Origin of the sequence: Rhizobium sp. 10PS4, from assembly GCF_032464805.1 — a bacterium.
Taxonomy (GTDB): Bacteria; Pseudomonadota; Alphaproteobacteria; order Rhizobiales; family Rhizobiaceae; genus Rhizobium; species Rhizobium laguerreae.
On sequence record NZ_JAWDIW010000002.1, the window covers coordinates 132,801 to 156,987 of the forward strand.

Genomic DNA, 24,187 nt, shown 5'->3' on the forward strand with positions numbered 1-24,187 from the left:
CCGCCGCCTTTCTATGTAATTATCGATGAACACGTCTTCATTCTTGTCGCGATTCGATTCTACGATGAAAGCGTCGGACGATAGCGTTTTCGGATATATGGTTAATAAACCCGCACTATTTCATCGATTTGTGCCAAAACGGGTTGACGAAGAATTTGCGGCAGGAGCAAAGATGTTTGTGGAAACGGTTACACTCCTCACCTGTGCCGCCACTGGCTGCAGAATGTTTCGACTGTCATCACCGATGCGTGGAATGGAATGACTGAAAAGCGCGTGCATCTGGTTTTCAAGACCCATCTCGATATCGGCTTTACCGATCATGCCGAGAAAGTCCGCCGGCAATATCACGAGCGCTTCATTCCGCAGGCGATCGAAACGGCCAAGCATTTTCATGCCGAAAATCCCGACGAGCCGAATTTCATCTGGACGACGGGCGCCTGGCTGATCTGGGACCATCTGAATTCGCGCTCGGCCGCCGAGGTGGCAGCGCTGGAACAGGCGATCGAGCGCGGGCTGATCCGCTGGCACGGCCTGCCGTTCACCACGCATACGGAGCTGATGTCGCCGGACCTTTTCCGGGTCGGGCTTTCCTATTCGCAGGAGCTCGACCGCCGCTTCGGCAAGACGACGATCGCGGCGAAGATGACTGATGTGCCCGGCCATACGCTCGGCATGGTGCCGCTGCTTTCCGAGGCGGGCATCCGCTTCCTGCATCTCGGCGTCAATACGGCCTCACCGCCGCCTGATGTGCCCGACATCTTCCGCTGGCGGGCGCCTGGCGGCGAGGAAGTGGTGGTCATGTACCAGCGCTCCTACGGCGAGACTTGTTTCCCCGACGGTCTCGAGGACGGGCTGAGCTTTGCCCATACCAACGACAATATGGGGCCGCAGAGCGTGCCGCAGACGGCCGAGGCCTATCGCGAATTACGCGCCCGCGAGCCGGATGCGGTCATCCGCGCGGCGACGCTCGAGGATTACGGCGCCATTCTCTGGAGCGGGCGTGAGCGTTTCCCTGTCGTCGAGCTGGAACTCGGCGACAGCTGGATCCATGGCAGCGGCAGCGATCCGGTGAAGACGGCGCGGTTCCTCGCGCTGCAGAGGCTCTACGACCGCTTCGCGGCGGATGGGCTCGACGCGCGGCGTCTCGCCTTCGGGCGCGGACTGGCGATGGTGGCCGAGCATACCTGCGGCGTCGATATCAAATCCTATCTGCGTGACGACAAGGCATGGTCGCGGTCCGATTTCGAGGCCGCGCGCCGGTCCGATTATCGCTTCGCCTATACCGAAGCCTCATGGGACGAGCAGCGCGCCTATCTCGACCAGGCGGTCTCGGAACTCGACGAGACAGACCGGAAGGCGGCCCAGGCGGTGCTTGCCGATATCGCCACGCCTGCCGTGATCGAGGGCGGTGGGCGGCAGCTCCGTCTGCAGACCGGCGGCTGGTCGATCGGGCTCGACGGTGCGAGCGGCGATGTGGCCGAAATCACCTCTCCCTCCGGCCGGACGATCTCCGGCCGCGATGGCTCGCTGATCGCCTATCGATATGAGAGCTACGATGCCGGCGACGTTATCAGGCATATGGAGACCTACCTGACCCATCGCCAGGAATGGGCGGTGCTCGACCATGACAAGCCGGGGCTTGCCCGGTCGGGGGCAACACTTTCGAAGATTTTTCTGCCGGCGCTGGAAGCAACTGATGGGGCGAGCATCCTTCTGTCGATGCCGGCCGAGGCCGTGCAGAAATATGGCGCGCCGCCGCAGGTGATGCTGCATTTCACCGCCGAGGGCGATCACCTCGACCTCAGCCTGACGTTGCTTGACAAGCCGGCCAACCGCATGCCGGAGGCAAGTTTCTTCTCGTTCACGCCTGATGGTGCCGGGGACTGGAATTTCCGCAAGATGGGCCTCTGGCACCGATCCGGGAATATTGCGACAAGCGGCGGCGGGCAATTGCAGGCGGTGACATCAGCACGTGGTGATCTTGCCGATGGCCCGCTGACGATCGAAACCTTCGATGCGCCGCTGGTTGCTCCGCAAAGCTCGGATTTCATGACATTTTGCAAGACGCTGCCGGATTTTACCGCCGGCATCCGCTTCAATCTGCACAACAATAAATGGGGAACCAATTTCCCAATGTGGTGGCAGGGAGATTTTCAAGCCCGCTTCCGGCTCAGCCTGGGCTGAGCCGGCAAGAGGGAAGGGTCAGCCGGCCTTTGTCGAAGGATTGACCCAGTCCTGACGCGGCATTTCGGGCCGCTGCGGTTTCGGACGAAACTTCACTAGCACCTCGCGGCCATCGACGGAGGCCTGCGTGCGTTCCAGCGCATCGCGTTCGGCAACCGCTTGGCGCCAATGTTCGTCGTCGCGGCCATCAGGGCGGCCCTGTTCCTCCCAGATCGCGTAAGCTCTTTTGCTAATCCATTCGTGGCGTCTGTCGCTCATCTATCCGTTCCGTTCGACAAAGTGTTATTCGGCAATTCTGTCCTGCAGAACCGGTGGCCGGCGCTTGGCTGCCATCAGCAGGTCGAGCTCGATCGAGGAGGGCCCGAAACGGGTGAACAGGCTTTCAGCCTGCTCGTTTCGGAGGCCGTATTTGGAGGCGAATTCATCAAGGCTATAGGGACGGCCGCGCAGGATTCTGCTCCGGCGCTCCGGTTCACGGATTTGCGTCATTGGTGGTAACCCCAGTCGGTTTGGCGAATGTGAGAACAAAACAGATTACAGCGCCAAAAGTTCCGTGATTTCGCAGCGATTTCTGCCCTTTGTGCCATTCCGGACCGATCTCAGGCGGGAGGCAAAAATATTTGACGAATGGCGGATGCCGAGAAAATTTCCACTAAAACATGCAAGAATATCATGGCGTTATGGAATTCGCTTCCATGCGCGCGGATAAATGGGCTTTACCCCAGCGCGTTACTCTATAGAATCAATAGTGTTATTCGGTTCGCAGGGGCAGCAAACGCTCCGTTCCCCGCGTTGGCGCGACCGATACCGGAGGACTTTGGCTTCAACCCATCAAGAGGAGACAGACATGATGAATGCACTGCCGCCACTTCATGACGGCCACGCGCCGTTCAACCTCCAGCAGCTGTTTCGCGAAGCGCTCTATGCCTTCGAGGAATGGGACAGCGAATTGACCGAGCCGATCGTGACCTACGAAGGCCGGGTCATCCCTATCAGCTTCGTTTTCGAAGCCATGCGCGAATGCACCGACATCGTGCCGATGAACATCGTCGGCGCTGTCACCGAGCGGCTGACCAAGCCGTGGGAGGGCGAAGGCCCGCTCGACCAGATGACTTTCTCGACGGCGGCGCGTGTCATGCGCGTTTTGGTGCGCAAGCGCCTTCACGTCACTGGGGCTGCGGATCTCGTCGCCGTTTCGGCCCACGCGTCCGAAGACCAGGGCCGCGACTGACAAAGTGAGGATCGCGGCCATGGCTGCGATCCTTTTCCGCTTTTTGGCGGAACCTCGCTTATTCCCAGCCGTTTAATTCGGCAGGCACAGCCCGCCACTACAGCGCCCTTTTCGAGAGTCGCAAAGGGCGCTGTAGCACTTCGAATTGCTGCATAATCTATCCTTAAATCGATCCCGATTTAAGAATTATGCAGTGGTGACGGGCGAGGAATGAAGCACCATGCTAAAATCTATTGTTCATGAAATCATCGGCACACCCAAGCGTGAGCCTGAGCTTCCGCAATCGCTCGAGCAGTTTCGCGACAGGAAACGGGTGCTGATCATCTTTGCCGATGCGCAAGATGACCGCGCGCTCATCCAGGATGAATGGCTGCGCAAGGCGCATATGCGCTTGATCGAGGAAGACGTCGAGGTGTTCAGTATTGCCGGCGGCGGCGCGTTTGCGCTGTTCGACGATGACTGGGAACTCGATGCCGACGATATTCGCGATCGGCTGCAGGGACCGCCGTCCGGCGAGTTCGGGTTGATCCTGATCGGACGCGACGGAACCGTGAAGCTGCGCTCGGGCGAGCCAATGAGCGCCGAGGATATCTTCGCGGCCTTCGAGATGTTGCCAAAGAAGACGCCCTGGTAGGGTTTCGAGAGTTCGTTTGAAGCGGGCGCGGTGAAGCATCCTCGCCCGCATCTTTTGCATGCTCAGAGTTCGAAGGCTTCCTTGAGGCCCAGGCTCTTGCGTTCGCGCAGGTCGAGATCTGCCTCGATATGGGCGATGTGATGCAGCATCAGCTGGCAGGCGCGGTCGAGTTCTTTGCTTTCGATCGCCGAGATGATGTCACCATGTTCGGAATGGCCGCAGCTCGATGCGGTCGACTGCCCGTAAAGGGCAATCACCAGAGACGAGCGGGCGACGAGCTCCTCCATGAAGCGCTGCATGATCGAATTTCCCGATATGACCGCCAGCGTCAGATGAAAATCGCCCGATGCCTTGATTTCAGCGCGGCGCGCCGTCTGACCACGCTCGCTCATCAGGCGGCCTTCTTCCAGTAGAAGCTGTCGCAGATGGGTAATATCGTCAGACGTGATCCGCGTTGCCGCCTCGCGCAATATGCCGGGTTCGACCAGGCGGCGGGCGGAAAAGATCTGGCGAGCCTCATCAGGCGAGGGATAGGCGACGGAGGCGCCGCGGTTCTTTTCGACGCTGACGAGGCCTTCATAGGAGAGCGCCTGCAGGGCGGCGCGGGCAAGCGTGCGGCTAACGTTGAAGAGATTGCCGACATCGCTTTCGGAAAGCTTGGTGCCGGGAGATAGCCTGCGCTCGACGATCGCTTCGCGAATGGCATCGCGGATCTGTTGCGCGCCTGTTTCGGCTGAGTCTTCGGCCTGCTGAGCCTTCGCGGCGGATTTCATGAAATTTATTTCCCGATGGTCGGCAAAGCATATCCGTGTTCGCAGCAAAAGTTAAACAGAATTTGTGCCCGAAATGGTGGTGGGATTGTATACGATGTTTTGCACAAATTGCGCACGATAGCCTAAATCATGTGCAGATGGCGTTGCGCCTATAATTTTCTCTCTCTATGGCGGTTTTGATAAAATCGTTATTTCGCAATGGCTTCCTTTAAGCAGCGGAGTTTGGCACGGCAGATGCATCGTCTTTTCCAAACAGGGGAAGGCATGATGTCGAAAGCGGCAGAGATCGATATAGTATCCGTTTCGAAGGTCTATGGCGCGACGACGGCGGTTCATGCGATCAGCCTGAAGATTCCGGCCGGCTCCTATTGCTGCTTCCTCGGCCCGTCGGGCTGCGGCAAGACTTCGACGCTGCGCATGATCGCCGGCCATGAGAGCATCTCGTCGGGCGATATCCGCCTCGGCAATGCCGTCGTCACCGATTTTCCGCCGGCCAGGCGCGGCACGGCGATGATGTTCCAGTCCTACGCGCTCTTCCCGCATCTCGATTTGATCGACAACGTCGCCTTCAGCCTGAAGATGAAGGGTGTCGACAAGCAAGAGCGGCGGGCCAAGGCGCTCGAGATGCTGAAGCTGATGCAGATGGAGGCCTATGCCGCCAGGCGTCCGGCCCAGCTTTCCGGCGGCCAGCAGCAGCGCGTGGCGCTAGCGCGCGCGCTGATCACCGATCCGGAAGCGTTGCTGCTCGACGAGCCGCTGTCGGCGCTCGATCCGTTCCTGAAGATCCGCATGCGTGCCGAACTCAAGAAACTCCAGAAGTCGCTCGGCATCACCTTCGTGCACGTCACCCACAGCCAGGAAGAGGCAATGGCGCTCGCCGACGTCATCGTCATCATGAATGACGGCCGGATCGAGCAGGCGGCAGCCCCGCGCGAGGTCTTCGAGCGTCCGGCGACGGCCTTCGTTGCGCGGTTCATGGGCGATCACAACGTGCTGTCCGGCCGGGTGACGTCGAGCGAGAACGGCGTGTTCGTCATGACCGTGCCGGAAGGCCAGAGCTTTTCCGTGCGCGGGACGGGCAGGGAGGTCGGCGAGCCCGTCGATATCGGCATCCGCACCGACCGCGTGCGCCTGCAGGTGGCGACCGAATGGACGCTCGGCTTCGACGGCATCGTCTCCAACATCGAATATCGCGGCTCTTCCGTGAAGATCACCGTTATCGGCGCCGGCAGCGACGACTTCACCGTCATTGCCGACGACGGCGACTATTTCGCCCGGCCGGTCGCCGTTGGCGACACCGTCTCGCTCAGCTGGGCGCTCGAGGACGCCGTGCTTCTCGGCCGCTCGTCCGCGTGAGCGATCACCATCAAGAACACTGAACCTTCCATATCCAAGAAAAGGGGAACTGACATGACGACTGAAACGACATCGACCAAGGCGGAGAAGGGACTTTCCCGCCGCACGCTGCTGAAGACGGGTGCTGCCGCCGTCGGCGCCATCGCCGGCTCCGGCGCCATCACCGGCTTTCCCACCATCTGGGCGCAGACGAACATCACGCTTCGCCAGTTCGGCACCGGCGTTTCGAACATCAATGCCATCGCCGAGAAGTGCAAGGCCGATCTCGGCATCACGCTGGAGATGACGGCGACCGATTCCGATGCCGCCGCCCAGCGCGCCGTCACCCAGCCTGACAGCTACGATATTGCCGACATCGAATACTGGATCGCCAAAAAGGTGTTCCCGACCGGCGTGATGCAGCCGATGGACGTCAAGAAGCTGAAATATTACGACAAGATCGTACCGCTCTTCATCAACGGCAAGCTGAAGCCGGAGAGCGTCATCGCGCAAGGCACGGCGCCGCACACGGTCGGCTTCGTCGAAGCGCAGGATTCCAAGAAATTCGCCAAGGAAGCGACACAGTGGATGACGATGGTTCCGACCATCTACAATGCCGACACGCTCGGTATTCGCCCCGATCTCGTCGGCCGCGAGATCACCAGCTGGGCCGACATCATGGATCCGAAGTTCAAGGGCAAGACCTCGATCCTCAATATTCCGTCGATCGGCATCATGGACGCCGCGATGATCATGGAAGCCATGGGCAACATCAAATATGCCGACAAGGGCAACATGACCAAGGAAGAGATCGACAAGACGATCGAATTCCTGATCAAGGCCAAGGGCGAGGGCCAGTTCCGCGCCTTCTGGAAGAGCTTCGACGAGTCGGTGAACCTGATGGCGTCGGGCGAAGTCGTCATCCAGTCGATGTGGTCGCCGGCCGTCGCCGCCGTCCGCTCCAAGGGCATCGCCTGCAAGTATCAGCCGCTCAAGGAAGGCTATCGCGCCTGGGGTGGCGGTCTCGGCCTTGCCTCGCACCTCAAGGGTGCGCAACTCGACGCCGCCTATGAATACATCAACTGGTACACATCGGGCTGGGTCGGCGGCTATCTCAACCGCCAGGGCTACTATTCCGCCTGCATGGACACCGCCAAGAACTTCATGACGGCGGACGAGTGGGGCTACTGGATCGAGGGTAAGGCTGCCACCGGCGACATCATGTCGCCCGAGGGCAAGGTCATGGAGAAGGCCGGCGCCGTTCGCGACGGCGGCTCCTTCGAAGCCCGCATGGGTGCTGTCGCCTGCTGGAACTCGGTGATGGACGAAGACCGCTACATGGTCCGCCGCTGGAACGAGTTCATCGCGGCCTAAGCGATTGTCGTTTTCCCCTCCCCAACCCTCCCCACAAGGGGGAGGGAGCCTGGAGAGGCGGTGCGGCAAGGACACTCCTTCCTCCTGTGGGGAGGAGGTTCGGAGGCGGCGCGGCAAAGATACTCCCTCCCCCTTGTGGGGAGGGTTGGGGAGGGGTCTTCTCGAGCCCTCTCTTTAACGACCGGACGAATGACGAGCTTCCGAAAGGGTAAGGGATGGCGACCATCGCAGCGGAAACGGAGGAGGATGGCCAGGGCGCGCGCGGCGGGCGCGGACTGAGGCTTTCCCCATCGGCGATATCCTATCTCCAGGCGACGCCGCTGTTCGTCATTCTCGGCTTGTTCTTCCTGCTGCCGATCGCCATGATCGCGGTCGTCAGCTTCTGGGACTACGACTTTGCCGGCCTCTATCCCGACTTCCTGACGATGAACTACACCGACACGCTCGGTTCGTGGGTGACGTGGAAGATCTATCTCAACACGCTGAAATTCACCGCGATCGTCTGGGCGCTGACGCTCGTCATCGGTTTCTGGGTCGCCTATTTCCTGGCCTTCCACATCCGCAAGACGTCGACGCAGATGATCCTCTTTCTCGTCTGCACCGTGCCGTTCATGACGTCGAACATCATCCGCATGATTTCGTGGATACCGGTGCTCGGGCGCAACGGCCTCGTCAATTCGACGCTGATCAAGATGGGCATCATCCCGCAGCCGATCGAATGGCTGCTCTATTCCGATTTCGCCGTCGTGCTCGCCATGGTGCATCTCTATACGCTGTTCATGGTGACGCCGATCTTCAATACGCTGATGCGCATCGACCGGTCGCTGTTCGAGGCGGCGCGCGATGCCGGCGCCTCCGGCTGGCAGGTGTTGTGGAATGTCGTCTTCCCGCTCGCCAAACCCGGCATGGCGATCGGTACGATCTTCGTCGTGACGCTTGTGATGGCTGACTTTTCGACAGTGCAGGTGATGTCCGGCGGCCAGAGCGCGTCGGTGGCGCTGATGATGAAGAACCAGATGTCGCTGCTGCAATATCCGGCCGCTGCCGCCAATGCCGTGGTGCTGCTCGCCGTCGTGCTGTTGATGGTCGCGGCCATCCTGCGCGTCGTCGATATCCGCAAGGAGCTTTGAGATGAGCCACGAAAAACGCGGCCTGGAATTCTATCTGCTGGCGCTCTTCTTCATCATCTTCGTGCTGTTCCTCTACGGGCCGCTTTCGGCGATTCTGATCCTCTCCTTCCAGGGTCCGGACGGCGGTCTGACCTTCCCGATGAACGGCGTTTCCACGCACTGGTTCTTCAACCTGTTCGAGAAGCAGGCGGTCGGCGATTTCGGCGCATCGTTCCGCCGCTCCTTCACCCTCGGGCTAATGGTGATGGTGGTGACCGTCGTCGTCTCGCTGCTCGCCGGCCTTGCCTTCCGCCGCCGTTTCCGCGGTTCGACGGCGCTCTTCTACGCCACGGTCGCAAGTCTCGTCGTGCCGTCGATCATCATCTCGCTCGGCATCGGTGTCGTCTTCCAGCAGGGAGGGCTCAAGCCCGCCTGGTATTCGTCGGCCTTCGGCGCCCATCTCACCTGGACGCTGCCCTTCGGCGTGCTAATCATGTTTGCCGTCTTCAACCGTTTCTCGTCAGCCTATGAGGAGGCGGCGCGCGACCTCGGCGCCAGCTCCTGGCAGACGTTCCGCCACGTCGTGCTGCCGATGATCGCCCCGAGCCTGGTCGGCGTCGGCCTGTTCGGCTTCACGCTCTCCTATGACGAATTCGCCCGCACGCTGATGACATCAGGCACCTACAATACGCTGCCGCTCGAAATCTACGGCATGACCACCAACGTCACGACGCCGGTGCTCTATGCGCTCGGCACGGTGACGACGCTGTTTTCCTTCACTATCATTCTCCTCGCGCTCGGCATCATGACGATGCTCAGCCGGCGGCAGGCAAAGATAAACTGACATGCGCATCCTCATCGTCAATCCGAACACCACGGCCTCCATGACCGAGAAGGCCGCTACCGCCGCGCGTGCGGTGGCGGCATCCGGCACGGAGATCGTCGCGGCCACCTCGCGCATGGGGCCGGTTTCCATCGAAGGGCATTACGACGGAGCCTTAGCGATCCCCGGCCTGCTCGCCGAACTCAGGGAGCGGCAGGCGGTGGGTTATGACGCGGCTGTCATCGCCTGTTTCGACGATACCGGGCTCGAAGCGGCTCGGAGCTTTGCCGATGTGCCGATCCTCGGGCTTTGCGAATCCGCCGTGGTGACGGCGGGTTTCCTGGCGCAGCGCTTCACCGTGGTGACGACGCTGGAGCGCTCGCGGGTGCTGATCGACAATCTGGTGCGCCGCTACGGCATGGGCGACCGCGCCAAGGTGCGCGCTTCCGATATCCCGGTGCTGGAGCTGGAAGATGCGGCCTCCGGCGCGATCGGCAAGCTGAGGACCGAGATCGAGCGGGCGCTTTTGGAAGACGGCGCCGAGGCGATCGTGCTCGGCTGTGCCGGCATGACCGATCTGGCGCGCGAACTGCAGGATATCTACGGCGTGCCCGTCGTCGACGGCGTTGCCGCCGCCGTCAAGCAGGCCGAAGCGCTGGTGTCGCTCGGGCTTTCCACCAGCAAGCGCGGCTCCTACGCCCCGCCGCTGCCGAAACCATTCATCGGGGCGATGGGCGGTTTCTCGCCGGTCCTGTGACCGTTTCGAGATGCTGACGCCGAAGCTCTGACGAAGAGCATTTCCGTTTTCTTCGAGTGACAAAAATGCTCCATCTCTTTGTCTTCGCGCAATTCCTGACGCAAGACCGCCGCGCAGTTTTGCTGGAATTGCTCCAGCGGTAGGCCCAAGTTTTTGCTTTACTTTTTTGCTCTCCGCGAGAATGGTCTGCACGGATCATCGCGGAAGAGGAACGCTCATCATGACAATCGAGGACGATCTCAGCCGGATCGTGGAGCAGGAGAAAGTGCTGAGCTTCGACGCCTTCGACCTGACGACGGCATGGCAGCTCGGCAAACTCCTGCAGGAACTCGCCACCGAGCGCGGCCTCGGTATCGCGATCGACGTGACCCTGCATTCGATGCCCGTTTTCTATGCTGCCCTCCCGGGTGTGACGCCCGACAACGTCAATTGGGTCCGCCGCAAGCGCAACATGGTGCTGCGTTATTTCCGCAGCAGCTATGCCTCCGGTCTGAAGCTGCAGAAGGACGGCAAGACGGTCGAGGATAACGGACTTTCCGGCGCCGACTATGCGCCGCATGGCGGCAGTTTCCCGATCAACGTCAAGGGTACCGGCTGTATCGGCGCCGTCACCGTCTCGGGACTGCCGCAGCGTGACGACCACAATCTCGCGGTCGAGGCGCTGGCGCTGATGCTCGCCAAGGATCTGGATACGCTGCGGCTCGCCTGAGATGGCTGCAATTTCCGGCAAGCGCCGGATGGGCGATGGCTACGAGCCGCATGTCGACGATATCGAGGGGAGGCTGATCTATTCGCTTCCTGTCGATTCGGGGCATGTCAGCCTGTCTTTCGAATATGAGATCGAGGCCGGCGATCTGGCTGTGCTGCTCGATGACGCCTATCGCCGGGCGGTCCTGCATTGGGTTCTTCACACCAAGCTTCAGCCCACGATCACCGGCATGGCCGGGAAGATATCGCAAGCGGATTTTCGTGCGCTCTTGTTGGAGATTTTGCATTCGCCGGTCGACGACGTGGAGCGGATGATCGAGGCCGTGAACCGCCGGCACAATATTCGTTTGCAACATTATATTCGTCTGGATCTGGCGCAGGAGCGCTGACGATGCTTTTCGCTCGTCATGCTCGGCCTTGTGCCGAGCATCTGCCGCGCTATCCGTAGATCCTCGGCACAAGGCTGAGAATGACGTCTCTTGCCGGTGAGGCCGTTCGCCTCAGAGCTTGCCGCCAGCCTCAGTGATGCCCTTCGTCAGGCTGCCCGTCGCCGGGAAAAGCGGGATGAGACAGGCCTGCAGCGCGTGGTAGATATCGCCCTTACCGGGGAAGAGCGAGTGCGAGGGAACGAGATCCTCCGTCAGCTCCTCATGCCAGCCGCCGTTCTTGTGGTCGATGAAGGCGCGCTCGATCACGTTCCAGATCTTGCGGTAGCTCTCTTCATGGAAATCGCTCGGCAGGTGCTCGCTGAGGAAATGTGCGGCAGCCGCACCTTCGCAGGCTGGCCACCAGAGCTTGTTGCGCTTGGCAGGCTTGTCGTCCCAATCGAGCGTATAGAAGAAGCCGCCCTTGTCGTTGTCCCAGCCGAGCGCCATGGATTGCGCGAACAGCGCCTTGGCCGCATCCGGCATCCACTCGATCCGTTTGCCGCCGAGCGCCCAAAGCTGCAGGATGAGGCGGGCCCATTCCAGCCAATGACCGGGCGTCGTGCCGGCCGGGCGGAACATTTCATTCGAATGATAGTAAGCCTTGTCGAGATTCCATTCGGCATCGAAATGCTCGGCGACGCGCCAGTCGACCGAACCCGCCGCGCGGCGGATAACGAGATCGGCGATGCTTTCGGCCTTGGTCAGGTATTCCCTGTCGCCGGTGGCTTCGAAGGCCGCCATCAGCGCTTCGGTCAGGTGCATGTTGGAGTTCTGGCCGCGATAGGCACCGCCGTCGAGTGGCTGCCAGTCGGCGGTGAATTCCTCGGCGATCGCGCCGTGCTTCGCTTCCCAGAATTTTGTGTTGAGGATCTCGGTGATATCGGCGAGCATGCCGTCGGCAAGCGGATGGCCGATCGTCTTTGCCGCTGAGGCGGCGAGCAGCACGAAAGCATGGCCATAGCCCTGCTTGTTGGAATCGACCGGACCGTCATTGTTGAGCGACCAGAAATAGCCGCCGTTTTTCCGGTCGCGATGATGGTTCCAGATATAGTCCATGCCGTGGTCGACGACGTCGGAGGCTCCGGGGCGGCCGAGCAGCGCGCCGATCGAGAAGCAATGCACCGCGCGCGCCGCGATATGGATGCCGCGGACCTGGCCATCGGCGTCGAGAGGCCTACCTTTGTCGTCGAGATCGTAGAAGCCGCCCTTTGGGTTGACCGAATTGTGCTGGAAGAAATCGAAGAGACCATTCGCCTGGGTCAGCAGCCAGCTGCGGTGATAGGCGCGGGTCGTCCAGTTTCCAAGCACGGCGTTGCCGGTTGCGGGTGCCATGATGCTCCTCCGATTTCGTGCACAAAGCGTCGTAAACGCCTATATAGGCGTCGTGCGAGTCTGTCATCCGGCTATCGCATCGGCCCGAAAATCGGGATCGATTTTCGGAAAGCACGACGCCAAGATTCAAACGCTACAGCGTCCTTTGCGCGTCTGAAGAGACGCGCGGCACTGTTGATTTGCAAAGCACTAAATCGACAGGCATATATTGACATAAAGATATCTTTATGTGATTTGGAAGCCTGGTCTTACGACGTCAAGGAGCCCTCCCGTGTTTGACAATCTCTTTGGTCCGGAAACGGGCAAACGTGACGGCAGTGAAGTTTTCGCAGCATTGAGACAAGCCGCGAGCGAACGCATCCTTGTTCTGGACGGCGCCATGGGCACGCAGATCCAGGGCCTCGGCTATGATGAAGACCAGTTCCGCGGGACGCGCTTCATCGGCTGCGCCTGTCACCAGAAGGGCAATAACGACCTTCTGATCCTGACCCAGCCGGACGCGATCGAAGAGATCCATTACAGATACGCCAAGGCCGGCGCCGATATTCTCGAGACCAATACCTTCTCCTCGACCCGCATCGCGCAAGCCGATTATGAGATGGAAGGTGCGGTCTACGACCTCAACAAGGAAGGCGCCGAAATCGTGCGCCGGGCGGCACAGCGCGCCGAGCGCGAGGACGGCCGCCGCCGCTTCGTCGCCGGCGCCATCGGGCCGACCAACCGCACCGCCTCGATCTCGCCCGACGTCAACAATCCCGGCTTCCGTGCCGTCACCTTCGACGATCTGCGTTCCGCCTATGGCGAGCAGATCGACGGGCTGATTGACGGGGGCGCCGACATCATCCTCATCGAGACAATCTTCGACACGCTGAACGCCAAGGCTGCGATCTTCGCCTGCGAGGAGCGCTTCGAGGCCAAGGGCGTGCGCCTGCCGGTGATGATCTCGGGCACGATCACCGACCTTTCCGGCCGCACGCTGTCCGGCCAGACGCCATCTGCCTTCTGGAATTCGGTGCGCCATGCCAATCCCTTCACGATCGGGCTCAACTGCGCGCTTGGTGCCAATGCGATGCGCCCACACCTGCAGGAGCTTTCGGGTGTTGCCGATACCTTCATCTGCGCCTACCCGAATGCCGGCCTGCCGAACGAGTTCGGCCAGTATGACGAAACGCCGGAGCTGATGGCGGCGCAGATCGACGGCTTCGCTCGCGAGGGCCTCGTCAACATCGTCGGCGGCTGCTGCGGCTCGACGCCGGAGCATATCAAGGCGATCGCCGAGACCGTTGCGAAATACAAGCCACGTCCGATTCCCGAGCATCGCCCGTTCATGTCGCTGTCGGGCCTCGAACCCTTCGAGCTGACCAAGGACATCCCCTTCGTCAATGTCGGCGAGCGCACCAACGTCACCGGCTCGGCCCGCTTCCGCAAGCTGATCACCAACGGCGATTTCACGGCTGCGCTCGATGTGGCGCGCGACCAGGTCGAGAACGGCGCGCAGGTGATCGACATCAACATGGACGAAGGCCTGATCGATTCCGAAAAGGCGATGGTCGAGTTCCTCAACCTGATCGCCGCCGAGCCTGACATCGCACGTGTGCCTGTGATGATCGACTCGTCGAAGTTCTCGATCATCGAATCCGGCCTGAAGCGCGTTCAGGGCAAGCCGATCGTCAACTCGATCTCGCTGAAGGAAGGCGAAGAGAATTTTCTCGCTCAGGCTCGGCTGTTGCACAATTACGGTGCGGCCGTCGTCGTCATGGCCTTCGACGAGACGGGGCAGGCGGACAGTTATGAGCGCAAGGTTGAAATCTGCACGCGCGCCTACAAGCTGCTGACCGAAAAGATCGGCTACCCGCCGGAGGACATCATTTTCGACCCGAACATCTTCGCGGTCGCGACCGGCATCGAAGAGCACAATAATTACGGTGTCGATTTCATCGAGGCGACGCGGACGATCCGCGAGCGCATGCCGCTGGTGCATATTTCGGGCGGTGTGTCGAACCTGTCCTTCTCGTTCCGCGGCAACGAGCCGGTGCGCGAGGCGATGCATGCCGTGTTCCTCTATCACGCCATCCAGGCGGGCATGGACATGGGCATCGTCAATGCCGGCCAGCTTGCCGTCTACGACAATATCGATCCCGAGCTGCGCGAGGCCTGCGAGGACGTGGTGCTGAACCGTCGTCCTGATGGTACCGAGCGGCTGCTCGAAGTGGCGGAGAAATTCCGTGGCGGCGCCGCACGCGAAGGCCGCGTCCAAGATCTTTCCTGGCGCGAATGGAGCGTCGAGAAGCGTCTCGAGCATGCGCTGGTCAACGGCATCACCGAATATATCGAGGCCGATACCGAAGAGGCGCGCCTGCAGGCCGCCCGGCCGCTGCACGTCATCGAAGGGCCGCTGATGGCCGGCATGAACGTCGTCGGCGATCTGTTCGGCTCGGGCAAGATGTTCCTGCCGCAGGTGGTCAAGTCGGCGCGGGTGATGAAGCAGGCGGTGGCCGTGTTGCTGCCGTATATGGAAGAGGAAAAGCGCCTCAATGGTGGCGACCAGCGTCGGTCAGCCGGCAAGATCCTGATGGCGACGGTCAAGGGCGACGTGCACGATATCGGCAAGAACATCGTCGGCGTCGTGCTTGCCTGCAACAATTACGAGATCGTCGACCTCGGCGTCATGGTGCCGGCGACAAAGATCCTCGAAACGGCCATTGCCGAGAAGGTCGACGTCATCGGCCTCTCCGGCCTGATCACGCCGTCGCTCGACGAGATGGTGCATGTTGCTGCCGAGATGGAGCGGCAGGGCTTCGAGATCCCGCTGTTGATCGGCGGGGCGACGACCAGCCGCGTGCATACGGCCGTGAAGATCCATCCCGGCTACAACAAGGGGCAGACGGTTTACGTGACCGATGCGAGCCGCGCCGTCGGCGTCGTCTCCGCACTGCTGTCGCCGGAAACGCGGCAGAGCTATGTCGACGATGTAAGAGCCGAATATGCCAAGGTGGCGGCCGCCCATGCGCGCAGCGAGGCCGAGAAGGTGCGCCTGCCGTTGCCGCGGGCTCGCGAGAATGCCCACAAGATCGACTGGTCTGCCCACCAACCGACCAATCCGCAATTCTTCGGCACGCGGGTGTTCGAGGATTACGATCTGGCCGAGCTTGCCAAATATATCGACTGGACGCCGTTCTTCCAGACCTGGGAGTTGCGCGGCCGCTACCCCGCCATTCTCGACGACGAGAAGCAGGGCGAGGCGGCGCGCGCGCTCTGGGCCGACGCGCAGGCGATGCTGAAGAAGATCATCGACGAGAAGTGGTTCCGCCCGCGCGCCGTCATCGGCTTCTGGCCCGCCGGCGCCGTTGGCGACGATATCCGGCTGTTCACGGACGAGAGCCGGAAGCACGAGCTTGCCACCTTCTATACGCTGCGCCAGCAGCTTTCGAAGCGGGACGGGCGGCCGAACGTGGCGCTCTCCGATTTCGTGGCGCCGGTTTCAAGCGGTGTTCAGGATTATGTCGGCGGCTTCGTGGTGACGGCCGGCATCGAGGAAATCGCCATCGCCGAGCGTTTCGAGCGGGCGAACGACGATTATTCCTCAATCCTCGTCAAGGCGCTGGCCGACCGCTTCGCCGAAGCTTTTGCCGAGCGTATGCATGAGCAGGTGCGGCGCGAATACTGGGGCTATGCCAAGGACGAGACGCTCAGCAAGGAGGATCTCATCACCGAAGCCTATGCCGGCATCCGCCCGGCACCCGGTTATCCCGCCCAGCCCGATCACACCGAAAAGGCAACACTTTTCAAACTGCTCGATGCCGAAAAAGCGGCCGGCGTGAAGCTGACGGAGAGTTATGCGATGTGGCCCGGTTCCTCGGTCTCCGGCCTCTATATTGGCCATCCCGACTCCTATTATTTCGGCGTCGCCAAGGTGGAGCGCGATCAAGTCGAGGATTATGCGGCGCGCAAGCAGATGGCGGTGTCTGAAGTCGAGCGCTGGCTCGGGCCGGTGCTGAACTACGTGCCGCGCAAGACGGACGAGCAGATCGAAGACGCGGCCTGATTGCCGAGGCTTCGCGGTCGCTTAGAGCATGATGCCGAAAAGTGTGAGCGGTTTTCGGACGACATCATGCTCTCACTATTTAATTTAGGATAGGATACAGATTTTAGGCCGACCCGGCCTAAAATCATCCTGTTCTATAGCGGCGTCCTCAGAGGTTGATTCGATAAATGAAAAGCCGGAAGGGTTCACCTTCCGGCTTTATGATTTTGATTCGGCTCAATAATTGCCCGCATTCAGGCTGTTTGAATTTGATAGCGGAATTGACGATGAGGTGGTATGCTTAGCCAAGTTAGCTAATGAGGGCGACGATGCAAGTTACTATCCATGTCGCAAAGACCAATCTGTCGAAATTGATCGACGCTGCCCTTTCCGGTGAGGAAGTGGTGATCGCCAAGGGGCGCAAGCCTGTCGTGAAGATCATTCCGATTGTGCAGTCTTCCTTCAAGATCGGGTTGCTCAAAGGGCAAGTTGTTGGAAATGGACCCGACTTTTTTGAGCCCATGGATCAGGGCGAGCTTGCGGCTTGGGAAGGGGGCGAGTGAACTCGCTCTTGCTCGACACCCATGCGTGGGCATGGTCGCTGACCGGCGACGGGCGGCTCTCGGCCAAGGCGATCGCTCTGATCGAAAAGGCGGAGACGATTTTCGTCAGCCCAATATCCCTATTTGAAGTCGGGCAGAAGGTTCGTCTCGGCAAATGGCCGGAGATGGAGCCTTTCATCGGCCGGCTGCCGGAACTGCTGCACGAGCAGGGTGGCATTGCCGCGGCATTGACACCGGAAATCTGTCTGACCGCAGCCATGATGGACTGGACACATCGCGATCCGTTCGACCGGTTTCTTGCCGCGACCGCCATGCAGAATGGGATACCGCTTATCTCCGCCGATGCGATCTTCGATGATCTTGTCGGAAATCAGCTTTGGATCGCCCGCTTCTGGTAGGGCTTACGCCACTGCGATCGTCAGCTCCGCGACAAAGTCATAGGCGTCGCCGCGATAGAGCGAGCGGGTGAATTCGACGGCGCGGCCGGAGCCCAGATAGGAGATACGCTCGATCGACAGGCCGGCCGCACCCGCGGAGACGCCGAGAAGCTGGGCGTCGGCTTCCTTCATATTGGTGGCGGAGATGCGCTGCACGGCGCGCACCGGGCGGACTTGGAGGCGTTCGAGTTCGGCATAGAGCGAATTGGTGACGGCCGAGGGATCGGGCAGGAATTCGCCGGAGACGCTGGCATTCTCGATCGCCAGCGGCTGGTCGTCGGCGATGCGCAGGCGGGAAAGGCGCGAAACCTTGACGTCGGTACCGAGGCCAAGGATCATCATCTCGTCGGGCGAGGGGGTGTGGACGCCCTTGTGCAGCCATTCGGAGCGGGAGGACATGCCGCGGCGCGCCATATCCTCGGTGAAGGAGGTGAGCTGCGACAGGCGCTGCTCGACCTTGGAGACCGGCTTGGCGACGAAGGTGCCTGAACCGTGACGGCGCACCAACAGGCCATCGGCGACGAGTTCGTCGATCGCCTTGCGCACGGTGACGCGGCTGACGGCGGCGAATTCGGCGATGTCGCGTTCCGGCGGCAGCGCATCGCCGTGCCCAAGCGTGCCGGTGCGCACGGCTCCTTCGAGCGTGCGGCGCAGCTTGACGTAGAGCGGACCTGTGCCGGCTGCCTGCAGGCGCTCCAGGGAAAGGAGGGTGGCGAGGTCGTCGGTCATGCCGCACCTCTCTGCTTGTCGTTCAAGAGCTTGACCGCAAGTTCCACCGCGCCCTGCAGGGCATCGCCTTTCGGTCTGGCAAGCAAAGGCCTGTAGCGCTCGGAAAGCCACGGCTCATAAGCTTCAGCAAGACCGCCGAGCAGGCAAATCGATGGGCATTCGGGCCAGAGCAGCGCTTCGAGACTTTCGCCGATCGCCGCTGCCGCATCCGTGACGATGCCGACTGCCACGGCATCGCCCTTAGCCGCATGTTCGAAGACGGTGGGGGCGTAACTGGCAAAATCCTTCGGTCTTGCCGAATGGGCGAATTCGACGATGCGCTCGGGATCATTGCCGTATTCAGTCATGACCACGTCGGTGATCGGCGATGCCGGACGCACCCCGTCATGGGCAAGCAGTGATCGTTCCAGGAGATCGCGGCCGAGGCGGGCACCGCTTGCCTGGTCGCCGACAACGAAACCCCAGCCGCCGATGCCGTTCAGCCGGCCATTCTTGCGGGCATTATAGACCGAGCCGGTGCCGAAGGCGCCAACGATGCCGTCGGCATCGCCGAGCGCACCCTGCAGGGCGATCAGCGCATCGGTGATGACGCGGCCTTCGGCAAAGGGCAGGGCCTTTTCGATTCGCCTGCCGTAATCGCCGACGTTCGCCCCGGCGACGCCGACGACCGCTGCGACAGAGGAAAGGGTTTCAGCGGCAAGCCCGGCATCGCGGAGCGCCTGCCGGGCGGATTCGACGATGTTGAGAAGAGAGTTTTCGAGATCCGACAGGATGTTGGCAGGGCCTGATTTGCCGCGACCGATGACATTGCCGTTCCTGTCCGCGACTGCGGCCCGGCAGCTCGTTCCGCCGCCGTCTATGCCGATTGCAAGCTCCGTCATCGGGCCTCCGAATATGCCGTTCCCCATGGTTTTTAATACAATACCAAAAAAATACCATTTACCAAGTGGGAATGATGGAGAAAATTCATCTTTTTATCATGTTGATTTTATTAGCTAAAATTTTTTAATCAATTTTAGCCGGCCAAAAAGTTAAATTCGGCTGGACAATTGGTATTTTTTTGGCCTTAATTCGGCAAAAGGGAACAGCGCTTCGAGGTCTACGAAAACCGGCAGTTAAACCAAGCCGGAACCGCTTCGAGGATGATCGAGATGACGACCCGCCGGCCCGTCAAGCTGGTGGCGAAGGTCAGGCATCCATCGGCTTTCCCCATCATTTCGCCGCTCCCGGTGCAGACGCCGGGAAGGCGCGCAGTTCGGCCGCAGGCGTCCGCCTTCGTGTCCGTTGAGCTTTCGGGACCGGCATTGCTGGCGGTCCTCGAAGGGGCGTTGGGTGTTACCTCAAACACGCCAACTGCTTGTTTCAGATCGAAAACAGCGCCTTCAGGTGCTTAAAACAGGAGAGGGAAATGAAAAACACTGCTCTGAAAAGCTTGCTGCTTGCCTCCAGTCTGCTGACTTCAGTGGGCCTCGTCCATGCCGCCGACGTCACGCTGACGGTCGAAAGCTGGCGTAACGACGACTTGCAGATCTGGCAGGAAAAGATCATCCCGGCCTTCGAAGCGAAGAACCCGGGCATCAAGATCGTCTTCTCACCGACTGCGCCGACCGAATACAACGCCTCGCTGAACGCCAAGCTCGATGCCGGCTCCGCAGGCGATATCATCACCTGCCGTCCGTTCGATGCCTCGCTCGAACTCTTCAACAAGAAGCAGCTCGCCGACATCACCAGCCTTCCTGGCATGGAGAACTTCTCGCCGGTCGCCAAGGCCGCCTGGAGCACCGACGACGGCAAGTCGACCTTCTGCGTGCCTATGGCTTCGGTCATCCACGGCTTCATCTACAACAAGGACGCCTTCGACAAGCTCGGCATCTCGGTGCCGAAGACGCAGGACGAGTTCTACGCAGCGCTCGACAAGATCAAGGCCGACGGCACCTACATCCCGCTCGCCATGGGCACGAAGGACCTCTGGGAGGCCGCCACCATGGGCTACCAGAACATCGGCCCGAACTACTGGAAGGGTGAAGAGGGCCGCGAAGCCCTGATCGCCGGCAAGCAGAAGCTGACCGATGCCGAGTGGGTCAAGCCCTATGAAGAGCTTGCCAAGTGGAAGCCCTATCTCGGCGACGGTTTCGAAGCTCAGACCTACTCCGACAGCCAGAACCTGTTCACGCTCGGCCGTGCAGCGATCTATCCGGCCGGTTCGTGGGAAATCGCGCTGTTCAACAGCCAGGCCCAGTTCAAGATGGGCGCCTTCCCGCCTCCGGTTCCGAAGGCAGGCGACACGGGCTACATCTCCGACCATCCGGATATCGGTGTTGCCCTGAACGCAAAGAGCACCCATGCCGAGGAAGCCAAGAAGTTCCTCAGCTGGGTCGCTTCGCCGGAGTTCGCTGATATCTACGCCAACTCGCTGCCGGGCTTCTTCAGCCTGAACTCCACCCCGGTCAAGATGTCCGATCCGCTCGCTCAGGAATTCGTTTCCTGGCGCGGCCCGTACAAGTCGACGGTGCGCTCGACCTACCAGATCCTGTCGCGTGGCACGCCGAACCTCGAAAACGAGACCTGGGTCGAATCGGCCAACGTGATCAACGGCACGGATACGCCTGCGGTTGCCGCCAAGAAGCTGCAGGACGGCCTCGACAGCTGGTACAAGCCGGCCAAGTGATAGCGTGTGGAGGGGCGGCGTTTGCCGCCCCTCATCCGGCCTGCCGGCCATCTTCTCCCACTTCAGAGGAGAAGGAGACTCGCAGCGACCTCCCAGCCCGACTTGGCATCAAAGCAGGGCACGTTCCTTCTCCCGGCAGCCGGAGAGACGGTCAGGGGTGAGGCGCAATGTTTCCATCTGCGCTGCACCTTGCGGCCAGTCGACAAGAACAGGCAAAAGCCATGAGCGAAACCGACAACACGGTCGATATCGTCCCGATCAGGCGCCCGGTGCGCTGGCATATCTTCGTCTTCATGCTGCCAGCCCTGATCGTCTATTCTGCCGTCATGGTGCTGCCGCTCATCGAAACGCTCAGGCTTTCGCTCTACAATACGGTCGACGGGCAGCCGGCCTTCGTCGGACTGGCGAATTTCAAGGTGCTGTTCGGCGATGCGCGCTGGGCGCGCGATTTCTGGAATGCGCTGGTCAACAACCTGATCTTCTTTGCCATCCACATGTGCGTGCAGAACCCGATCGGTGTGGCGCTTGCCGCCCTGCTTTCGGTGCCGAAGCTCCGCGGCGTCGCCTTCTACCGCACGGCGATGTTCCTGCCGACGCTCTTGTCCTTCGTCATCGTCGGCTTCATCTGGAAGCTCATCCTTTCGCCGATCTGGGGCGTGGCGCCCTGGATGCTCGATCTCATCGGCTTGAAATTCCTGTTCGCGCCCTGGCTCGGCAAGTCCGGCTCGGCGCTGATCGCGGTGTCGCTGATCTCGAATTGGCAATATATCGGCATTCCGATGATGCTGATCTATGCCGCACTGCTCAGCATCCCCGAAGAGGTGATTGAGGCGGCCGAATGCGACGGCATTACCGGTTGGGCCCAGTTCTGGAAAATCAAGCTGCCGCTCATTCTGCCGGCGATCGGCATCATCTCGATCCTGACCTTCGTCGGCAATTTCAACGCCTTCGACCTGATCTATACTGTGCAGGGGGCGCTGGCCGGGCCTGACATGTCGACCGACATTCTCGGCACGCTGCTCTACCGCACCTTCTTCGGTTTCCAGCTTCAGCTCGGCGACCGCTCGATGGGCGCGACGATTGCCACGGTGATGTTCCTCATCATCCTCGCCGGCGTCTCGCTTTATCTCTTCGTCATCCAGCGGCGCATGCGTCGCTACCAGTTCTGAGGAGCGCGCATGTCCAAGGCACGCACATCTCCCATCCGCACCGGCCTCGTACATCTGGCGCTGAGCGCCTATACGCTGGTCGCGTTGTTTCCGGTGTTCCTGACCATCGTCAACTCGTTCAAGGATCGTGCTTCGATCTTCCGCGAGCCGCTGATGATCCCGACGCCGTCGACCTTCAGTCTGGTCGGCTATCAGACGGTGCTCGGGCAGGGCGATTTCGCCACCTATTTCCAGAACAGCTTTATCGTCACGATCGTCTCGATCCTGCTGGTGTTGCTCTTCGGCGCCATGGCGGCCTTTGCGCTTTCCGAATACCGTTTCCGCGGCAATATGCTGCTCGGGCTCTACATGGCGATCGGCATCATGATCCCGATCCGTCTCGGCACGGTGGCGATCCTGCAGGGCATGGTGGCGGCCGGCCTCGTCAATACGCTGACGGCGCTGATCCTCGTCTATACCGCGCAGGGCATACCGCTGGCGATCTTCATCCTGTCGGAATTCATGCGCACGGTTTCGGACGATCTGAAGAATGCCGGCCGCATCGACGGGCTTTCCGAATATGCGATCTTCCTTCGCCTGGTGCTGCCGCTGGTGCGCCCGGCCATGGCGACGGTCGCGGTGTTCACCATGATCCCGATCTGGAACGATCTCTGGTTCCCGCTGATCCTGGCGCCCTCCGAGGCGACCAAGACAGTGACGCTCGGCTCGCAGATCTTCATCGGCCAGTTCGTCACCAACTGGAATGCGGTGCTGGCGGCGCTGTCGCTGGCGATCCTGCCGATCCTCGTCCTCTATGTCATCTTCTCGCGGCAGCTGATCCGCGGCATCACGTCAGGAGCCGTCAAGTGACCGAAAAACCGATCCGCGTGCTCGTTGCCGGCCTCGGCAATATGGGCCGCAGCCATGCGCTCGCCTATCATAACAATCCAGGCTTCGAGATCGTCGGTCTCGTCAACCGCTCGACGCCGCAATTGGGGCCTGAGCTGCAGGACTATACGATCCATCCCGACTTCACGACGGCGCTGGCCAAGCTGAAGCCGGACCTCTGCTCGATCAACACTTATTCCGACAGCCATGCCGATTATGCGGTCGCCGCCTTCGAGGCGGGCTGTGATGTCTTCGTGGAAAAGCCGCTGGCGACCACCGTCGCCGACGCCGAGCGCGTCGTCGCGGCAGCCAGGAAGGCGGGGCGCAAGCTGGTGATCGGTTATATCCTTCGCCATCATCCTTCCTGGATGAAGCTGATCGAGGAGGCGCGCAAGCTCGGCCCGCCTTACGTCTTCCGCATGAACCTCAACCAGCAGTCCAGCGGCCCGACCTGGGCGACGCACAAGTCGCTGATGCGCACGACCTCGCCGATCGTCGATTGCGGCGTGCATTATGTCGACGTCATGTGCCAGATCACCGATGCGAGGGCCGTCGAGGTACGCGGCATGGGACTGCGCATGTCCGACGAGATCGCTGCCGACATGTATAATTACGGTCACCTGCAGGTGCTGTTCGAGGACGGTTCCGTCGGCTGGTACGAGGCCGGCTGGGGCCCGATGATCTCGGAAACAGCCTTCTTCGTGAAAGATGTGATGTCGCCGAAGGGGGCGGTGTCGATCGTCATGGATCCGAACGCGAGGTCCGACGATATCGACACGCACACCAAGACCTCGGTGATCCGCCTGCACACGGCCGAGACTGGGCCTGACGGCAAGTTCATCCGGCCTGACCAGGATATGACGATGACGGGCGAGCCCGGTCATCAGGCGCTCTGCGACCTGGAACAGGCCTTCATGCTGAGGGCGATCCGCGAGGATCTGGACCTCGACCGCCATATGGCGGATGCGGTGGCGTCGCTGCGCATCTGCCTTGCCGCCGACGAGAGCGTGCGCACCGGCCAGCCGGTCAGATTATAAGGAAA

Annotated in this window: 23 protein-coding genes; 17 read left to right on the plus strand and 6 right to left on the minus strand. The window is 60.9% G+C overall.

The features are described from left to right. Positions 1–258 precede the first annotated feature (258 nt). Entirely contained in the window at positions 259–2,184 is a 1,926-nt protein-coding gene (locus RWJ89_RS03600; protein WP_168284030.1) for a DUF5054 domain-containing protein, read from the plus strand. A gap of 18 nt (positions 2,185–2,202) precedes the next feature. On the opposite strand, the gene RWJ89_RS03605 is transcribed toward RWJ89_RS03600, so the two are convergent. Both RWJ89_RS03605 and RWJ89_RS03610 read right to left on the minus strand, forming a co-directional pair. Further along, positions 2,203–2,442: a DUF2934 domain-containing protein gene (locus RWJ89_RS03605; RefSeq protein ID WP_025395376.1), complete on the minus strand. Its 240-nt coding sequence runs from the start codon at positions 2,440–2,442 to the stop codon at positions 2,203–2,205. 24 nt (positions 2,443–2,466) lie between these two features. Next, a complete protein-coding gene (locus RWJ89_RS03610; RefSeq protein ID WP_131664655.1) occupies positions 2,467–2,673 on the minus strand; it encodes a hypothetical protein in 207 nt (68 codons plus the stop codon). A 358-nt stretch (positions 2,674–3,031) separates the two neighbouring features. Between RWJ89_RS03610 and RWJ89_RS03615 the strand changes: the two genes are divergently transcribed. Further along, positions 3,032–3,415 (plus strand): hypothetical protein, encoded by a 384-nt coding sequence (locus RWJ89_RS03615; protein ID WP_017988998.1) that lies wholly within the window; start codon positions 3,032–3,034, stop codon positions 3,413–3,415. Positions 3,416–3,635: 220 nt separating this feature from the next. After that, positions 3,636–4,049 carry a DUF4174 domain-containing protein gene (locus tag RWJ89_RS03620; RefSeq protein ID WP_131664656.1) on the plus strand — a complete coding sequence of 138 codons (414 nt, stop codon included), beginning with the start codon at positions 3,636–3,638 and terminating at the stop codon, positions 4,047–4,049. Positions 4,050–4,111: 62 nt separating this feature from the next. Here RWJ89_RS03620 and RWJ89_RS03625 read toward each other — a convergent pair whose 3' ends face one another. After that, entirely contained in the window at positions 4,112–4,822 is a 711-nt protein-coding gene (locus RWJ89_RS03625) for a GntR family transcriptional regulator (RefSeq protein ID WP_316030587.1), read from the minus strand. A gap of 267 nt (positions 4,823–5,089) precedes the next feature. Between RWJ89_RS03625 and RWJ89_RS03630 the strand changes: the two genes are divergently transcribed. From RWJ89_RS03630 to RWJ89_RS03660, 7 genes are all read left to right on the plus strand, one after another. Beyond that, a complete protein-coding gene (locus tag RWJ89_RS03630) occupies positions 5,090–6,178 on the plus strand; it encodes an ABC transporter ATP-binding protein (RefSeq protein WP_168284031.1) in 1,089 nt (362 codons plus the stop codon). 54 nt (positions 6,179–6,232) lie between these two features. After that, positions 6,233–7,531, plus strand: coding sequence for an ABC transporter substrate-binding protein (locus RWJ89_RS03635; protein ID WP_131664658.1), 1,299 nt, complete (start codon positions 6,233–6,235; stop codon positions 7,529–7,531). A 215-nt stretch (positions 7,532–7,746) separates the two neighbouring features. Further along, positions 7,747–8,661 (plus strand): ABC transporter permease, encoded by a 915-nt coding sequence (locus tag RWJ89_RS03640; protein ID WP_003561140.1) that lies wholly within the window; start codon positions 7,747–7,749, stop codon positions 8,659–8,661. Position 8,662: 1 nt separating this feature from the next. Next, positions 8,663–9,484 carry an ABC transporter permease gene (locus RWJ89_RS03645; RefSeq protein ID WP_131666331.1) on the plus strand — a complete coding sequence of 274 codons (822 nt, stop codon included), beginning with the start codon at positions 8,663–8,665 and terminating at the stop codon, positions 9,482–9,484. A gap of 1 nt (position 9,485) precedes the next feature. Next, positions 9,486–10,220, plus strand: a complete 735-nt coding sequence (locus tag RWJ89_RS03650) for an aspartate/glutamate racemase family protein (RefSeq protein ID WP_131666330.1) — start codon at positions 9,486–9,488, stop codon at positions 10,218–10,220. Positions 10,221–10,440: 220 nt separating this feature from the next. Then, positions 10,441–10,929 carry a heme-degrading domain-containing protein gene (locus RWJ89_RS03655; RefSeq protein ID WP_131666328.1) on the plus strand — a complete coding sequence of 163 codons (489 nt, stop codon included), beginning with the start codon at positions 10,441–10,443 and terminating at the stop codon, positions 10,927–10,929. Position 10,930: 1 nt separating this feature from the next. Further along, entirely contained in the window at positions 10,931–11,317 is a 387-nt protein-coding gene (locus RWJ89_RS03660) for a hypothetical protein (protein WP_131666327.1), read from the plus strand. Positions 11,318–11,428: 111 nt separating this feature from the next. Here the strand turns inward: RWJ89_RS03660 and RWJ89_RS03665 are convergent, their stop codons facing one another. Then, on the minus strand, positions 11,429–12,688 hold the full coding sequence (locus tag RWJ89_RS03665) for an AGE family epimerase/isomerase (protein WP_131666326.1): 1,260 nt from the start codon (positions 12,686–12,688) through the stop codon (positions 11,429–11,431). A gap of 271 nt (positions 12,689–12,959) precedes the next feature. Here RWJ89_RS03665 and metH point away from each other — a divergent pair, with 271 nt between their 5' ends. The 3 genes from metH (at position 12,960) to RWJ89_RS03680 (ending at position 17,673) form a co-directional block, all read left to right on the plus strand. After that, entirely contained in the window at positions 12,960–16,733 is a 3,774-nt protein-coding gene (gene metH / locus RWJ89_RS03670; protein WP_168284617.1) for a methionine synthase, read from the plus strand. A 308-nt stretch (positions 16,734–17,041) separates the two neighbouring features. Next, positions 17,042–17,275, plus strand: a complete 234-nt coding sequence (locus RWJ89_RS03675) for a type II toxin-antitoxin system Phd/YefM family antitoxin (RefSeq protein WP_020050887.1) — start codon at positions 17,042–17,044, stop codon at positions 17,273–17,275. Beyond that, positions 17,272–17,673, plus strand: coding sequence for a type II toxin-antitoxin system VapC family toxin (locus tag RWJ89_RS03680; RefSeq protein WP_131666324.1), 402 nt, complete (start codon positions 17,272–17,274; stop codon positions 17,671–17,673). Before RWJ89_RS03675 ends, RWJ89_RS03680 begins: the two co-directional genes overlap by 4 nt. 3 nt (positions 17,674–17,676) lie before the next feature. On the opposite strand, the gene RWJ89_RS03685 is transcribed toward RWJ89_RS03680, so the two are convergent. Both RWJ89_RS03685 and RWJ89_RS03690 read right to left on the minus strand, forming a co-directional pair. Then, on the minus strand, positions 17,677–18,441 hold the full coding sequence (locus RWJ89_RS03685) for a GntR family transcriptional regulator (protein ID WP_131666323.1): 765 nt from the start codon (positions 18,439–18,441) through the stop codon (positions 17,677–17,679). Beyond that, a complete protein-coding gene (locus tag RWJ89_RS03690; protein ID WP_221942396.1) occupies positions 18,438–19,322 on the minus strand; it encodes an N-acetylglucosamine kinase in 885 nt (294 codons plus the stop codon). The genes RWJ89_RS03685 and RWJ89_RS03690 overlap by 4 nt, the downstream gene beginning before the upstream one ends. Positions 19,323–19,849: 527 nt before the next feature. Between RWJ89_RS03690 and RWJ89_RS03695 the strand changes: the two genes are divergently transcribed. The 4 genes from RWJ89_RS03695 to RWJ89_RS03710 all read left to right on the plus strand — a co-directional run bounded on the left by RWJ89_RS03695 (position 19,850) and on the right by RWJ89_RS03710 (position 24,182). Then, positions 19,850–21,109: an ABC transporter substrate-binding protein gene (locus RWJ89_RS03695; RefSeq protein WP_131666321.1), complete on the plus strand. Its 1,260-nt coding sequence runs from the start codon at positions 19,850–19,852 to the stop codon at positions 21,107–21,109. Between the two features lie 221 nt (positions 21,110–21,330). Continuing rightward, positions 21,331–22,278, plus strand: coding sequence for a carbohydrate ABC transporter permease (locus RWJ89_RS03700; protein WP_027664208.1), 948 nt, complete (start codon positions 21,331–21,333; stop codon positions 22,276–22,278). A gap of 9 nt (positions 22,279–22,287) precedes the next feature. After that, positions 22,288–23,127 carry a carbohydrate ABC transporter permease gene (locus tag RWJ89_RS03705; protein ID WP_316030588.1) on the plus strand — a complete coding sequence of 280 codons (840 nt, stop codon included), beginning with the start codon at positions 22,288–22,290 and terminating at the stop codon, positions 23,125–23,127. Further along, positions 23,124–24,182, plus strand: a complete 1,059-nt coding sequence (locus RWJ89_RS03710; RefSeq protein WP_131666320.1) for a Gfo/Idh/MocA family protein — start codon at positions 23,124–23,126, stop codon at positions 24,180–24,182. The genes RWJ89_RS03705 and RWJ89_RS03710 overlap by 4 nt, the downstream gene beginning before the upstream one ends. Positions 24,183–24,187 lie beyond the last annotated feature (5 nt).